Source organism: Oleiphilus sp. HI0128 (assembly GCF_001635365.1).
Genome location: NZ_LWGG01001116.1, coordinates 1 through 1595, shown reverse-complemented (window position 1 = coordinate 1595; position 1595 = coordinate 1). Strand labels below are relative to the sequence as shown.

1 protein-coding gene is annotated in these 1595 nt (G+C 43.8%); it reads left to right on the top strand.

What is annotated here, in order from left to right; genetic code table 11:
* Window positions 1-1595 (top strand): DUF3971 domain-containing protein (locus tag A3763_RS19010; protein WP_156495182.1); only part of this gene is annotated, 1595 nt, incomplete at both ends.

The following is a 1595-nucleotide window of genomic DNA, read 5'->3' as shown; positions in this document are numbered from 1 at the left end:
GCAACTAAAAAACGCCTGGATCAATATCGAACATCAAAAAGACGCCTCATCATTTACCTTTGAAGCTGAGCTTGATCAGGTCTCTCTAGATGCTTATGAAGGAACACCCTCCGGGATGGGTATCAATGGATATGTATTTGCTGATAATCAGGGAGGCTTCGTAAACTTTTCAAGTCATGACTTTGAGCTGGGTTTCCCGGAATTATTTCTTGAGCCTTGGACGATGGCAAAGGCTGATGGTTACGTTGCGTGGGATATTCAAGAAGACGGCGTAGACGTTTATTCTGATGGCTTGCGCTTGGTGCAACAAGACGGAGGTTTGGTATATGGTGATTTTTCTATAAGGCTAAACGGAGAGGGCGATGAAGATTACTTGGATTTAGCCATTGCTCTTCAAGATCTTAGTGCTCCCAGCGCTCCGTCTTTTGTGCCTTACTATATTGTTGGTTCAGGTCTACATGATTGGTTAGTCGATGCCTTAAGGTCCGGTACCGTTGTTTCAGGAGTTTACCTGGGGCACGGATCAGTTGAAACTATTACTGCAGACAACAGCTTTACTTCTAGCATCGACCTGAATACTGAAAACCTGGTGCTCGACTTTGACAGGAATTGGCCGCCTGCTGAGCAACTAAACGCGAATATCTCACTTCAAAATGGTCAGTTGCTGGTTATTGCTCCTGAGGCCAAAATTGTCGACACAAAGCTAAATGAAGTTCGAGCTACAATGCTTGAGCCTGAAGGGGCAGCCAGCTCAATACTTAGAATAGAAAGCAGTACAAAGGCTACATCTGAAAACTTACAGTATTGGTTGGCTGAGTCACCAATCTCTGAACATACTGAAGCTGTTGCAGAGCAGTTAGTGTTCGAAGGTGACTTTGATGTTGACGTACTCTTGGATATACCCGTATCCGAAGGAGATGACGGCGCTGAGCTTGCTTATCTTATTCGCTCGACTTTAGAAGGGGTTAAGCTTCATCATCCCGATTCTGGAATCAGTTTTGACCGCGTGACAGGTGTCCTCGACGTTACAGAAGATAAGGGCGTAACAGCTAATGACGTAGAGGTTATTGCTTTCGGGAAGCCTGCATTGCTAAATATTTCTACTTCTTTTGATCCAGCTACATACGATTATCTGCTTACTGATCTTGAAAGTAATGAATTTAGAGACCTCTCACAAACGAATATAAGCCTGGCAGGTAATACCGATATCGAACAGGTTTTCGACTTTTTTGGCTATCAAACTACGGCGTTTTTGGGTGGAAGCTTCGATTACCTCGCTGAACTATACCTCCCAAATCATAAGGAGTCTGAGCCTTTTGTTGATATTCGAAGTAATTTAAAAGGCTTGACGCGCGACTGGCCTTGGCCCTTGGCGAAACATGTTGATCAACGAGAGGATTTCATTACTCGTCTAAAACTCAAACCTTCGCAGATGTTGGTATTGTCTAAACTGAACTTGGATAATAGTCAGGCGCTCAACACCGAATTATTGTTTGTGGATGGTAAATTTTCATTTGGAGAGGTTTCGATAAATAAGGCTAGTATGGAAGCGCCAGACTTAAGTGGCCTCAACATCGCGGCTAATCTCAATGAAC